General features: G+C 44.8%; 12 protein-coding genes. 10 read left to right on the top strand and 2 right to left on the bottom strand.

What is annotated here, in order from left to right; translation table 11 throughout:
* The first annotated feature begins 158 nt into the window (after positions 1-158).
* Positions 159-743: a manganese efflux pump MntP gene (locus tag FYJ75_RS10845; RefSeq protein WP_154430470.1), complete on the top strand. Its 585-nt coding sequence runs from the start codon at positions 159-161 to the stop codon at positions 741-743.
* 313 nt (positions 744-1,056) lie between these two features.
* Complete coding sequence (locus tag FYJ75_RS10850) at positions 1,057-2,388, top strand: ASKHA domain-containing protein (protein ID WP_154430471.1); 1,332 nt, start codon at positions 1,057-1,059, stop codon at positions 2,386-2,388.
* A gap of 45 nt (positions 2,389-2,433) precedes the next feature.
* On the opposite strand, the gene FYJ75_RS10855 is transcribed toward FYJ75_RS10850, so the two are convergent.
* Complete coding sequence (locus tag FYJ75_RS10855; RefSeq protein WP_154430472.1) at positions 2,434-2,715, bottom strand: ArsR/SmtB family transcription factor; 282 nt, start codon at positions 2,713-2,715, stop codon at positions 2,434-2,436.
* A gap of 86 nt (positions 2,716-2,801) precedes the next feature.
* Between FYJ75_RS10855 and FYJ75_RS10860 the strand changes: the two genes are divergently transcribed.
* On the top strand, positions 2,802-4,550 hold the full coding sequence (locus tag FYJ75_RS10860) for a B12-binding domain-containing radical SAM protein (protein ID WP_154430473.1): 1,749 nt from the start codon (positions 2,802-2,804) through the stop codon (positions 4,548-4,550).
* Positions 4,534-5,280, top strand: a complete 747-nt coding sequence (locus FYJ75_RS10865) for a 3'-5' exonuclease (RefSeq protein WP_328596927.1) — start codon at positions 4,534-4,536, stop codon at positions 5,278-5,280. Before FYJ75_RS10860 ends, FYJ75_RS10865 begins: the two co-directional genes overlap by 17 nt.
* On the opposite strand, the gene FYJ75_RS10870 is transcribed toward FYJ75_RS10865, so the two are convergent.
* Positions 5,273-5,860 carry a hypothetical protein gene (locus tag FYJ75_RS10870; RefSeq protein ID WP_154430474.1) on the bottom strand — a complete coding sequence of 196 codons (588 nt, stop codon included), beginning with the start codon at positions 5,858-5,860 and terminating at the stop codon, positions 5,273-5,275. The two genes, FYJ75_RS10865 and FYJ75_RS10870, sit on opposite strands and share 8 nt — an antisense overlap.
* A gap of 313 nt (positions 5,861-6,173) precedes the next feature.
* Between FYJ75_RS10870 and FYJ75_RS10875 the strand changes: the two genes are divergently transcribed.
* From FYJ75_RS10875 to FYJ75_RS10900, 6 genes are all read left to right on the top strand, one after another.
* A complete protein-coding gene (locus tag FYJ75_RS10875) occupies positions 6,174-7,904 on the top strand; it encodes a VanW family protein (RefSeq protein ID WP_154430475.1) in 1,731 nt (576 codons plus the stop codon).
* Positions 7,905-8,075: 171 nt separating this feature from the next.
* Positions 8,076-9,077: an AIR synthase family protein gene (locus FYJ75_RS10880; protein WP_195838995.1), complete on the top strand. Its 1,002-nt coding sequence runs from the start codon at positions 8,076-8,078 to the stop codon at positions 9,075-9,077.
* Positions 9,074-9,553, top strand: coding sequence for an Lrp/AsnC family transcriptional regulator (locus FYJ75_RS10885; RefSeq protein ID WP_154430477.1), 480 nt, complete (start codon positions 9,074-9,076; stop codon positions 9,551-9,553). The genes FYJ75_RS10880 and FYJ75_RS10885 overlap by 4 nt, the downstream gene beginning before the upstream one ends.
* On the top strand, positions 9,553-10,740 hold the full coding sequence (locus FYJ75_RS10890; protein ID WP_154430478.1) for a pyridoxal phosphate-dependent aminotransferase: 1,188 nt from the start codon (positions 9,553-9,555) through the stop codon (positions 10,738-10,740). Before FYJ75_RS10885 ends, FYJ75_RS10890 begins: the two co-directional genes overlap by 1 nt.
* Positions 10,741-10,751: 11 nt before the next feature.
* Positions 10,752-11,255, top strand: a complete 504-nt coding sequence (locus tag FYJ75_RS10895; RefSeq protein WP_154430479.1) for a tRNA (cytidine(34)-2'-O)-methyltransferase — start codon at positions 10,752-10,754, stop codon at positions 11,253-11,255.
* A gap of 1 nt (position 11,256) precedes the next feature.
* Positions 11,257-12,117, top strand: coding sequence for an energy-coupling factor transporter ATPase (locus tag FYJ75_RS10900; RefSeq protein ID WP_154430480.1), 861 nt, complete (start codon positions 11,257-11,259; stop codon positions 12,115-12,117).
* Positions 12,118-12,121 lie beyond the last annotated feature (4 nt).

Consider the following 12,121-nt stretch of genomic DNA (forward strand, 5'->3'; position numbering starts at 1 on the left):
CTCCTTTGTTAAAATGGTTTCTAGTCAATTCCATTATACCAAACAGAACAGGTTTATGCCTTTTTTATTGGCTGAAATATTGAATTTTCAAGGTTCAACACATCGTATCGGTGTGGGAAGTTTTAGTAAATTAAGTTGCTCAAGTGAGGAGGATAAACATGAGCTGGATAGAGAATCTTTTGATCATCGCAGGAATATCCCTGGACATATTTGGAGCAGTAGAATGTCAGGGTTCGCTGGTCAAAAAAATTAATAAAGTGCATCTTGCAATCATCTGTGGACTGGTGACATTATGGCAGCTGGCAGCGTTATTTGTCGGACATTTTCTGTCGGACTGGATCTATATCAGAACATCGGAGCAGAGTGAGATGTTTCTTGGGCATGCGATCGCAATCGTAATCTTCTTTGGACTTGGCATCCGCCTCATGGTAAAAGCCGTAAAAAATGAACGGATCGAAGAGCACTGTGAGACGAATCTTGGATTTAAACGTTTTGTCAGAATGGTAGCAGTGACCAGCCTCTATACACTTTTGACAGGAGTAGCATTTGGACTCCTGGGGACAAGTTTTCTTGGATTAGTCGCATTTATCATCCTGTTTAGTGTTGTCGTAGTTGTAGCAGGAATGTATACCGGATATCATTATGGATTTGAATTTAAAAACAAAGCATATGTGATCGGAGCGGTTCTTTTATGGATCGCCGGAGTCGATGTGACCGTGCGCTGCGTGATGGATATTCTTTAAATTAAGAAAATCTTTTGCTTTTTTAGAAATCGTTTCGAAATTGCACACATTCTGTACATATTTGTTCGATATAATAAAAGCATGAATTGAGGGTGATCAATTCAGATGGAAAGAACCGGGGAAGGTTCTTTTACATATCATAGGGACTACAAGGTTTTAACGGTTCGCAAAGGTGAACAGGGGGTTGGGGCTTTACTAGTTCCGTCTAAATACAGTTCTGTAGAGCGGAGGAGCCGTATACAGATTCAGATAGAGACCAGCTGGAAGGATACAGCTGGTTTTTTTGTTGCAGGCAGAGTATAATAACAGACATATGAGGATTATGGTTTTTCCGGGCGAGACAATGCTTGGAGCATTACAGAGAATACAAGTGAATATGGATGCACCATGTGGTGGGAACGGAACCTGTGGCAGGTGTGAGGTGATGGTTTATGGAATTGGAAAAGTGAAAGCCTGCCAGTTTTGCAAACCGGGAATGTATGAGGTGACCATTCCGAAACAGACGGAATTTGATGCGGTTACTTCCACACAGAATCATTCCCAAAAACGTGAGACGGAAGACTTACGTAATGTGAATCCGGACATACATGGCGCCGCAGTGGATATTGGTACAACGACAGTAGCAGTGCGCATTTTTTCAGATGGAGATGTGAAGGAACAGAAGTTTACGAATCCACAACGGGTATATGGGGCTGACGTCATGAGCAGGATCCGTGCAGCTGTAGAAGGAAATGGAGAGAAACTGCAAAAGCTGATCGCAGAGTCTTTACAGAAGGCGGTTGGCGGCGCATCGCCGGTTATTATTTCAGCAAATACGACAATGCAGCATCTGCTGGAGGGATTATCCTGTGTGGGACTCGGGGCAGCACCGTTTCAGCCGGTGACACTGAAGCTGCATGAGCTGGATGGCGGTATGGCAGGCATGAAAAAAGGAAGCAGACTGGTTTTCCTTCCAGGAATTTCAGCGTTTGTCGGGGCGGATATTGTGAGTGGAATTTATGCGTGCGGGATGACAGAGAGTGAGAAGATCTCATTGTTTCTGGATCTTGGAACTAATGGCGAGATGGCAATCGGAAACAGCCGCCATCTTTTTGTTGCATCGGCATCCGCAGGACCGGCGTTTGAAGGAAGTGAGCTGGCACAGCATATTTATGGCTCTGGGATCATGAAAGCACTGCGTCAGATGCTTACAGATGGAGTAATGGATGAGACCGGGCTTCTTGCAGATCCATTTTTTGAAGAAGGTTATCCGGTTGGAACCAGGAACGCAATCCGAATGACACAGGAGGACATCCGCGATATCCAGATGGCAAAAGCAGCAATCCACGCCGGTGTACAGATATTGTTGAAAACCTGCGGTATTCGTCCGGCGGATGTGGATAAGGTTTATCTCGCGGGAGGGATGGGATATTATCTGAATCCGGAAGATGCCATTGCAATCGGACTTCTCCCAAAAGAATTTGAGGGGAAAATTCAGGCGATTGGAAACAGTTCGTTAGACGGTGCAGAACGTTATCTGGAGATTCCCAAAGCAGCAGGAGTGAAGATGGAACAGATTGCAGATATGGCAGAAGAAGTTGTATTGGCGGAGCATCCGCTTTTTCAGACACTCTATATGGATGGGATGAATTTTCCAGCAAAATAAAAAGCTCCGGATCACCGGAGCATGGATACCTGGAAAAGACCAGTACTATTCACGAACATGGTCAAGCCCCTGTTCGATGATCGTCATGACGTGGGAATCGAGAAGGGAGTAATAAATCGTCTTTCCTTCACGGCGATTCTTGATCAGGCGGTTCTCTTTTAAAATACTGAGCTGGTGAGAAATTGCACTTTGGGACATACCAAGCTCATCAGCAATGTCATAGACACATTTCTCACCACCCATCAGACAAAACAGGATCTGCAGTCTTGTCGGTGTGCCAAATATTTTAAATAATTGTGCAAGAGATTCAAATTCTTCTGTTGACATTCATTTACCTTCCGTTCATTCTAACATCGATCATTCTAATAATAAAAATACCATAAAAATGCATTGAATGCAAACAAGGAGCATATATGAACTTTTTACTGACGGCAATTAATGCCAAATATATTCATTCGAATCTTGCGGTTTACAGTCTGAGGGCCTGTGCAGGACAGGAAAAGGAAAATATTGAGATTGCAGAGTTCACGATCAACAATCAGAAAGACTATATTTTAGAGCATGTTTATAAGGCGAAGCCGGATGTGCTTCTTTTTTCCTGCTACATCTGGAACATTGATTATGTGCTGGAAATCTCAAAGGAATTCCATAAGATCTGCCCGGAAGTGCCAATCTGGGTTGGCGGACCGGAGGTCTCTTACGAAGTGAAAACATTTCTTTTGGAGCACCCATGGATCACCGGCGTTATGATTGGTGAGGGCGAAGATACTTTTCGGGAATTATGCGAATTTTATGACCGGACACAGAACAGCCAGACTGCAGATGCAGGACTTTCTGGAATCGCAGGAATTGCGTATCGAGAAACTTTCTCAAATGAGAAAGGGAAAGAGAACGTGCATTTTACAAAAGCGCGTGGAATCACAGACATGAGCAAAATCCCATTCTGTTATGACAGAATGGAGGATTTTTCCAATCGTATCATTTATTATGAGAGCAGCAGAGGCTGTCCGTTTTCCTGCAGCTATTGTCTGTCTTCCATTGATAAGAAGCTCCGCTTCCGCAATCTGGATCTTGTAAAGGAAGAACTGCAGTTTTTTATCGATCAGAAGGTTCCGCAGATCAAATTTGTAGACCGTACATTCAACTGCAATCATGAACATGCGATGGAGATCTGGCGTTATGTGAAGGAACATGACAATGGAGTTACGAATTTTCATTTTGAGATATCGGCAGATCTGCTCAATGAAGAAGAACTGGAGCTGATATCAGATATGAGACCGGGACTTATCCAGCTGGAAGTCGGCGTGCAGTCTACAAATGAGGTTACAATCCACGAAATACACCGGACGATGAAACTGAATGTGTTAAAACAGATCGTGCGCAGAATACAAAAGGGTGCGAACATCCATGAACACCTGGATCTGATCGCAGGACTCCCTTATGAGGATTATCCGACGTTTCAGAAATCTTTTGATGAGATCTATGCGCTGAAACCAAACCAGCTCCAGCTTGGATTTTTAAAGGTGCTGAAGGGTTCTTACATGTATGAACACGCAGAGGAATACGACATCCGTTATCATGACAAGGCACCATATGAGGTGCTTTCGACCAGATGGCTTCCCTATCCGGATGTGCTAAGGATCAAACAGGTGGAGGAAATGTTAGAGGTATATTATAACAGCGGACAGTTTGAGATTTCGATCAAAGTTATGGAACTTTTCTTTGCAAGTGCATTCGGGATGTTCCAGAGGCTTGGAGAATTCTACGAGCGTAAGGGTTATTTTGGCATGAACCATTCCAGAAACCGACGTGCGGAGATCCTTCTGGAGTTTTTGCAGGAACAAGAAAAACAAAAGGAGCTGCTTGACATGATGCAGGAGGCATTGACATTTGATCTTTATTACAGGGAGAATTGCAAGAGCCGTCCGGCGTGGGCGCCAGATCCATCGGAATTTAGGAAGGTTACACATCTTTATTGTAAAAACGGAAAGATCTCACATGTGGAACCGTTTCATTATATTTTCCCCCAAAAGACAGAGCGTACGCTGACGGCACTTCCGGAATATCAGAAAGAACCGGTTTGGGCGCTGTTTCATTATGACCGGAGAGATCCGCTGGATCATCAGGCAGAAGTGGAGTATGTAGATGGAAATGTGGAATGATTATACGGTGATCGATTTGGAAATGACCGGACTTTCGGTAAAAGAGGATCGGATCACGGAAATTGGTGCTGTCCGTGTGCAAAACGGGCAGATCGCAGATACGTATGGGATGCTTGTAAATCCGCACCGGCCGATTCCGCAAAGGATTACGGAAATCACCGGAATTACAGATGCCATGGTGGAAAATGCCATGGAACCAGATGAAGCAATCGGTGGGCTTATTGATTTTATCGGAGAAGATGTGATCGTGGGACAAAACGTGATCTTTGATTACAGTTTCCTGAAACAATGGGCAGTAAACCGGAAAAGACCACTCGAACTGAAAGCACTGGATACGCTGAAACTTGCGAGAAAACTGCTTCCGCAGGAACAACCCAAAAATCTCGAGGCTTTGTGCAGTTATTATCAGATCAGGCGGGAACAGGGACATCGTGCACTGGATGACGCAATCCAGACGCAGCGGTTGTTTGAGATCCTTATGAATGAGATCGCAAAACGCCCGGAACTGAAGGAACGGGATAAAGAGGCATATCTGAAACCAGCCGTTTTACAGTGCAAAGTCAAAAAACAGACGCCTGCCACCAGCCATCAGGTGGAGCGTCTGCGGGAGCTGATTGATTACTATCAGATAGAAGATGAGATTATTTGGGATACGCTGACAAGAAGCCAGGCATCCAGACTGATCGACCAGTATTATGCAGCCTATGGAAGACCACAGAAAATCAGGTAAGATAATCCTGCATTTTGTCAAGAAATGGCTGCCGGTTTAACGAAGCATGTTCTCTGGCATGCGTGATCAGTTCCTGGGTTTTGGCGTTTTCGCCGGTATCATGATAAAGATCAGCGAGCGTCAGATAGGTGTGTCCGACGTCGCTTCCGATCGCAACAGCGTATTCGAGTATGGTGATCGCATCCTGTGTACGGTCATGATCCAGAAGTTCGGAAGCATAGATGTCGAGCGCTTTTTCGAGGTCTACGTAATTGCATTCGTATTTGGAAAGCGTCTCAAGGTTGGCAGCACCGTATTTTAATTTCAGATCGGTGTTGGTATAAGAACTCAGATCGATCATTTTTTCACTGGCAAGTGACTGGATCCTGCGGGAAGAATCGGTGTCCAGATCCAGTGGTAATTTTCCCAGAGGTATGGTAATATAATCTAATTCGCTGATATCCTGACGTCTTGTTGCGTTAGATTCATATTCGCGGCTCCAGAAGTCTTCTTCGACTTTGGACTGGGCGGCATCGTTTTTCCGGCGGAAATGAGCAAGGACCAGAACAAAAAGGATACAAAAGGTTAAAAATGGAAGCATAAAGAAAAGCTCCTTTCAATATGATAATGATAGTATAACCGATTTTTAGGACGAGGTGAACAAAATGTATAATTTTAATGGAAATCCAAAGAAAAAGAAAGCAATAGCAGTCATCGTACTGATCGTCGCAGCGGCAATGCTTGTGACAACCATCCTTTCCTGCCTGTTTATTTAAGGATACTGCGAACTGTGAATTGTCACCCAAAACAGCCGAATCATGCATATTGTTTTGTGGATATTCAACCTTGAAAATATGCACCGGTATGTTATAAAATAATCCGTAGCATGTATAAAATAAATCAGAGGATATAGAATGAAAAAAATCAAGAATTGGATGCCGCTCATAGCGCTTGCAGTTGCGGTTGTGCTGGCATTTGGAAACTCAGAAAAAGTAAAGGCAGACGATAAAGACACAGGTTCAGCAGTTGGCTCGCAGGATGCCCAGACGATTGCAGACGGTGTGAAGATCGGTTCTGTGGATGTCAGTGGAATGACAGGCAGTGATGCAAAAAATGCGGTCACGGAATACATAAACAGTCTGAAGGCAGCAACATTTACCCTGACAGGGGCAGAGGATAAGACTGTGGAAGCGACAGCAGAGGATATGGGTGTTACCGCTGATGTGGATTCCGCAGTGGAGAAAGCCCGGGCAGTTGGAAAATCCGGAAGCCTGATCCGCAGATATAAAGAAACACAGGAACTTGAGAAGTCCGATGTTGTGATTGATATGAAACTTCAGGTAGATAAGCAGAAGACTGCGAACCTCCTTTATGCCAATGGAGATTCCCTGAATGTGAAAGCAGTCAATATGGGACTTAAACGAGAAAACGGTGCATTTACGATCATTGACGGACAGGATGGACAGGAAGTGGATTATGTACAGTCTGTTTACGCAATCAATGATTTTCTGGTTGATCAGTGGGATGGAAGCAATAATACGATCCAGCTTGTCGTAAATGATGTGAAACCGGAAGGTTCAGAGGAAGAACTTGCAAAGGTAAAGGATGTACTCGGAACCTTTACAACAACGTTCCCGTTAAACAGTGCAGGGCGTACACAGAATGTTACCCGTGGATGTGAAAGCATCAATGGCAGCGTGGTATATCCTGGAGAAGAATTTTCTGCAGATGCGGCAATGCGTCCGTACACAGAAGACAACGGATATGCACTTGCAGCCTCTTATTCAAATGGCACGACAGTCGAATCATTTGGTGGTGGTATCTGTCAGGTGTCTACGACACTTTACAATGCAGTTATCCGTGCAGAACTGGAAGTGACAGCAAGATTCAATCATTCTATGACCGTTGGATATGTGGATCTTTCCGCTGATGCGGCAATCGCAGGTGATTATAAAGACTTTAAATTTGTAAATAACAGTGATGCCCCAATTTATATTGAGGGAAGCTGCTCCGGCGGAGTGCTGACATTTACGGTTTACGGTGAGGAGACAAGACCTGCGAACCGTCAGGTATCTTTTGAGAGTGAGACACTTGAAACAATTAATCCGGAAGTACAGTACAATGTGACATCTTCACAGCCGGTTGGATACTATCATGTGGATCAGTCTTCCCATACCGGTTACAAAGCACGCCTGTGGAAGGTGGTAACTGTGGATGGTGTGGAGCAGAGCCGTGAAGTATTTAACAATAGTACGTATAAGGCATCACCGAAGATTATAACAGTTGGAACCGGAGGTGCATCCGAAGAACAGGCTGCGCAGATTCAGGGCGCTGTGGGCTCCAATGATGAAGCACAGATCCAGGGTGCAATTGCTGCGGTACAGGGAGAAATTGCAGCTGCAGCAGATCCAAATGCGCAGAATCCGGATCAGCAGCCAACCGATCCGAATGCGCAACAGCCGGCAGATCAACAGCAAACCGATCCGAATGCACAGCAGCCAGCGGATCCAAATGCACAGCAATCGACGGATACGCAGACGACACCAACAGATCAGGGAACCAACACAACCGATTCGGGAAGTGGAACAGCAGATCAGACAAGCGGAACAACAGATCCAAATGCGCAGGCTGCTACGAATCCATAAGAGTGTCTGAGAACCCAATTCGATTATGGGATAAAAGAAAATAAAAAAGTTACGAGGATACACAGGAAAGACGCTGTGGTCCGCTATGGGCTGCCCCGGAATCCCGGGACAGCCTTGCGTGCATAAATGAAGATATGCGATAATAAGTGACAGAGCGACATGGAGGAAGCTATGAAAGCAGGTAAAATTGCAGAATCGGTACTGAAACGTTCCGTACTCAGACAATTGCATACAGAATCTGAAGAGGTACTGCTGGGTGCTGCAGTAGGGGAAGACTGTGCTGCAATCGACCTGAGAGATCAGAATACCGTTGTGTTGTCTTCTGATCCTGTTTTTGGATCATTGGAACAGCCGGAAGAACTGGCGAAACGTGTCGTCTGGAGAGCGGTAAATAACCTTGCATCCGCAGGTGCAGCTCCGGTTGGAATCATGGTCACTGTACTTTTTCCGACCAGCGCCAATGAACCACAGCTTCGGACTCTGATACAGAAGCTTTCCGAAGCATGTCAGGCACAGAAGCTTGCTATCCTTGGGGGACATACTGAGGTTACAAGGGCGGTAAATCAACCGGTGATTACAGTAACCGGTGTCGGCCGCACACAGAAAGACAAACTTGTCCGGACATCAGGGGTAAAGCCGGGAATGGACATCATTGCGACAAACTGGATCGCATTAGAAGGAACTGTACGGATCGCAAACGCGAAGGAAGAGGAGCTTCGGACGCGTTATGCACAGCCGTTCATAGATAAAGCAAAGAAACTCGAAGTATACATTCCGATTCTTTCGGAGGCCGCAGTCGCCTGTATGTCTGGCGTGAGTGCAATGCACGATGTCTCGGAAGGCGGAATTTTTGCCGCACTCTGGGAAATGGCAGAAGCATCTGGCGTCGGACTTGAAATCGACTTAAAGAAGATACCGCTTCGTCAGGAAACCGTGGAGATCTGTGAGTTTTTCGGAATCAATCCATATAAACTGGTTTCCGGAGGCTGTATGCTGATGGCAGCCGCGGATGGCAATGCTATCGTAAGAGAAATTGAAAAAGCCGGCGGTACAGCTTCCATCATCGGAAAAGCCACGGACAGCAATGACCGTGTGTTATTGAATGAGGATGAGCGGAGATTTTTAGAGACACCGCAGACGGATGAAATCAATAAAATAGGAGATTTGTCATGAGAGAGAAGATTTTAACATTTATAGAGAAAAACAGCAGAATCGATTTAGAGGAGCTTGCAATTATACTTGGTGTGGATAAGGCATCGGTTATGAACGAGCTTGAAGCAATGGAAAAGGAACGTATCATTTGTGGATATCATACCCTGATCGACTGGGATAAGGCAGGAATCGAGAAAGTGACCGCTCTGATCGAAGTACGTGTTACACCACAGAGAGGCATGGGATTTGATAAGGTTGCAGAGCGTATTTACAATTATCCGGAAGTCAATTCCGTATATCTGATTTCCGGCGGATTTGATTTTATGGTTACGATCGAGGGAAAAACATTAAGAGAGGTTTCCCAGTTTGTATCTGATAAACTGTCTCCGCTTGATGCAGTGCTCAGCACAAAGACCAACTTTATTCTGAAAAAATACAAAGACCACGGAACTGTTATGGCAGAACCAGCAAAAGATGAAAGGATTATGATGTTCTAATGAGAGACCCATTATCAAAAACAATCGTTACCATCCAGCCATCAGGAATCCGTAAGTTTTTTGATATCGTAAGTGAGATGAAGGATGCAATCTCACTTGGAGTTGGTGAGCCGGATTTTGATACCCCATGGCATATCCGCGATGAGGGGATTTATTCCCTGGAAAAGGGAAGAACTTTTTATACATCCAATTCAGGTTTAAAAGAGCTGAGAATGGAGATCGCGAAATTCTTACACCGCCGTTATGGTCTGGAATATGATTTTAACAAAGAAATGATGATTACAGTCGGAGGCAGTGAGGCAATTGATATTGCAATGCGTGCAATGCTTGATCCGGGTGATGAAGTGTTGATTCCGCAGCCGAGTTATGTGTCGTATTATCCGTGTTGTATACTTGCAAACGGAACACCGGTCATTATCGAACTGAAGGCAGAGAATGAATTCCGTCTGAAACCGGAAGAATTAGAGGCTGCGATCACACCGAAAACAAAGCTTCTGGTACTTCCATATCCGAACAATCCAACCGGAGCAGTTATGGAAAAATCAGATCTTGAGGCGATTGCCGAGATCATCAAAAAACATGATCTGTATGTTCTGAGCGATGAAATCTATTCGGAACTGACTTATACGGATAACCACGTATCCATAGCTTCGCTTCCGGAAATGAAAGAGCGTACGATCGTAATCAACGGGTTTTCCAAATCCCATGCAATGACAGGCTGGAGACTTGGATATGCATGCGGACCGGAGATTATCATCAAACAGATGTTAAAGATCCATCAGTATGTAATCATGTGTGCACCGACGACCAGCCAGTATGCGGCAATCGATGCGATGAAAAACGGAGACGAAGACGTACAGAAAATGCGTGAAGAATATAACGGACGAAGACGTTATCTGCTGCATCGTTTTAAAGAAATGGGACTCGAATGTTTTGAGCCGTTTGGTGCTTTTTACATGTTCCCATGTATCAAAGAATTTGGTATGACATCGGAAGAATTTGCGACAGCACTGTTAAATGCAAAGAAAGTCGCAGTTGTACCGGGAACCGCATTCGGTGACTGTGGAGAGGGATTTTTACGTGTTTCCTACGCATATTCACTGGAAGACTTAAAAGTTGCACTCGGAAGAATTGAAGAATTTATTACAGAGCTTCGGGAAAAGAAAGATTCCACGAAAACAAAGTAAAGGAAGATAAAATGGCTAAGTTAAACATTGTACTTCATGAGCCGGAGATCCCGGCTAATACAGGAAATATCGGAAGGACCTGTGTCGCAACAGGAACAAGACTTCATCTGATCGAGCCGCTTGGATTTTCTCTGGATGAGAAACATTTAAAAAGAGCGGGAATGGATTACTGGAAGGATCTTGATGTTACGACTTATGTAAACTGGGAGGACTTCTGTGACCGTAATCCGGGAGCGAAAATCTATTATGCAACGACAAAGGGAAGACATGTATACTCGGATGTGCATTATGAATCAGACTGTTATATTATGTTTGGCAAAGAAAGTGCAGGAATTCCGGAGGAGATCTTAAAAGAGAATCCGAATACCTGTGTGCGCATTCCGATGATCGGAGAGACAAGGTCTTTAAATCTCTCCAATTCGGTTGCAATTGTACTTTATGAGGCTTTACGCCAGAATAATTTTGACCATATGAAACTGGAAGGCCAGCTGCATCGTCTGAAATGGGAGGATTAGTATGGGAATTATCAAGGCAAGCAAATTAGTACATGAATATATCCGCAGAGATGAAGAAGGCAATGTAGCCGCAATTACAACGGCGCTTGACCATGTAGATCTGGATGTCAAAGAAGGACAGTTTATTGCGATTCTTGGACATAATGGCTCTGGAAAATCCACACTTGCAAAGCATATCAATGCGCTTTTATCACCGAGTGAGGGATCACTCTGGGTAGACGGCATGGACGTGACAAAGGAAGAGAATGTTCTTCCGGTCCGCCAGACTGCAGGAATGGTTTTCCAGAACCCAGATAACCAGATCATCGCCAGTGTTGTAGAGGAAGATGTTGGATTCGGACCGGAGAATATCGGAGTTCCAACCGATGAGATCTGGGAAAGGGTCAATTACAGCTTAAATGCAGTCGGAATGACCAAATACCGCAAGCATTCGCCGAACAAACTTTCCGGAGGACAGAAGCAGCGTGTGGCAATCGCCGGAGTGGTTGCGATGGAACCAAAATGCATCGTATTTGATGAGCCGACAGCCATGTTAGATCCAAACGGACGGAAAGAAGTGCTGGAGACAGCACATGCTCTGAATAAGAAAAAGGGTGTAACGGTCATTCTTATCACACATTATATGGAAGAAGTCGTAGACGCTGATTATGTATATGTTATGGAAAAAGGAAACGTGGTTATGCAGGGAACACCACGTGAGATTTTTTCCAGAGTGGATGAGCTTAAGGAGCATCGTCTGGATGTTCCACAGATCACACTTCTGGCGGATGAACTCCGTAATGCAGGACTCGATATTCCGCTTGGCGTTCTGACAAGGGAAGAACTTGTGGAATGCATTATGAAATGCCGGAATCACATGTAATGGA

The organism is Roseburia porci, assembly GCF_009695765.1.
In the GTDB taxonomy this organism is placed as follows: domain Bacteria; phylum Bacillota; class Clostridia; order Lachnospirales; family Lachnospiraceae; genus Roseburia; species Roseburia porci.

What these genes read in the sequence shown, in the direction of transcription:
- FYJ75_RS10885 (WP_154430477.1), top strand. Translation starts at nt 9,074, where the DNA reads ATGAGAGAGAAGATTTTAACATTTATAGAGAAAAACAGCAGAATCGAT.
- FYJ75_RS10860 (WP_154430473.1), top strand. Translation starts at nt 2,802, where the DNA reads ATGAACTTTTTACTGACGGCAATTAATGCCAAATATATTCATTCGAAT.
- FYJ75_RS10855 (WP_154430472.1), bottom strand. Translation starts at nt 2,715, where the DNA reads ATGTCAACAGAAGAATTTGAATCTCTTGCACAATTATTTAAAATATTT.
- FYJ75_RS10865 (WP_328596927.1), top strand. Translation starts at nt 4,534, where the DNA reads ATGGAAATGTGGAATGATTATACGGTGATCGATTTGGAAATGACCGGA.
- FYJ75_RS10845 (WP_154430470.1), top strand. Translation starts at nt 159, where the DNA reads ATGAGCTGGATAGAGAATCTTTTGATCATCGCAGGAATATCCCTGGAC.
- FYJ75_RS10880 (WP_195838995.1), top strand. Translation starts at nt 8,076, where the DNA reads ATGAAAGCAGGTAAAATTGCAGAATCGGTACTGAAACGTTCCGTACTC.
- FYJ75_RS10870 (WP_154430474.1), bottom strand. Translation starts at nt 5,860, where the DNA reads ATGCTTCCATTTTTAACCTTTTGTATCCTTTTTGTTCTGGTCCTTGCT.
- FYJ75_RS10890 (WP_154430478.1), top strand. Translation starts at nt 9,553, where the DNA reads ATGAGAGACCCATTATCAAAAACAATCGTTACCATCCAGCCATCAGGA.
- FYJ75_RS10850 (WP_154430471.1), top strand. Translation starts at nt 1,057, where the DNA reads ATGAGGATTATGGTTTTTCCGGGCGAGACAATGCTTGGAGCATTACAG.
- FYJ75_RS10895 (WP_154430479.1), top strand. Translation starts at nt 10,752, where the DNA reads ATGGCTAAGTTAAACATTGTACTTCATGAGCCGGAGATCCCGGCTAAT.
- FYJ75_RS10900 (WP_154430480.1), top strand. Translation starts at nt 11,257, where the DNA reads ATGGGAATTATCAAGGCAAGCAAATTAGTACATGAATATATCCGCAGA.
- FYJ75_RS10875 (WP_154430475.1), top strand. Translation starts at nt 6,174, where the DNA reads ATGAAAAAAATCAAGAATTGGATGCCGCTCATAGCGCTTGCAGTTGCG.